Annotated in this window: 1 protein-coding gene; it reads left to right on the top strand. The window is 64.0% G+C overall.

What is annotated here, in order from left to right; genetic code table 11:
* Window positions 1-201, top strand: a 201-nt coding sequence (locus EOB36_RS34805; protein ID WP_206637249.1) for a hypothetical protein, incomplete at its 5' end; no start/stop codon positions are given.
* Window positions 202-353: the final 152 nt, after the last annotated feature.

The raw sequence follows: 353 nt of genomic DNA, 5'->3' as shown, positions 1-353 counted from the left end.
GCCTTGGCTGGGTTGCGAGGTCGCAGCATGGCGCAAGAGGGGCGGGAGGATTGTGCGGAAAACCGCAGCTGTTGTGCGGGATGCCGCTGGCTAATCGGTTGCGTCGCGATCCTTCGCGCCCCCCTCTGCCCTGCCCGGCATCTCCCCCTCAAGGGGGAGATTGGCATTTTCGATGCCGCCGTTCTTTTCTTCAACATCTGAGATTGGCGAAAGCAGAGATGCAGTCCGATCTCCCCCCTTGAGGGGGAGATGTCCGGCAGGACAGAGGGGGGCGCTGTCCCGCCAACATCTCACCGCGTCAGCGAGCGCCAAGCCTAATGCCGTCGCGCCAGCTTCGGCGGATGGCCATGCTC

Origin of the sequence: Mesorhizobium sp. M6A.T.Cr.TU.017.01.1.1 (assembly GCF_004023115.1) — a bacterium.
GTDB classification, from domain to species: domain Bacteria; phylum Pseudomonadota; class Alphaproteobacteria; order Rhizobiales; family Rhizobiaceae; genus Mesorhizobium; species Mesorhizobium mediterraneum.
This window is presented reverse-complemented; position numbering and strand designations above follow the sequence as displayed.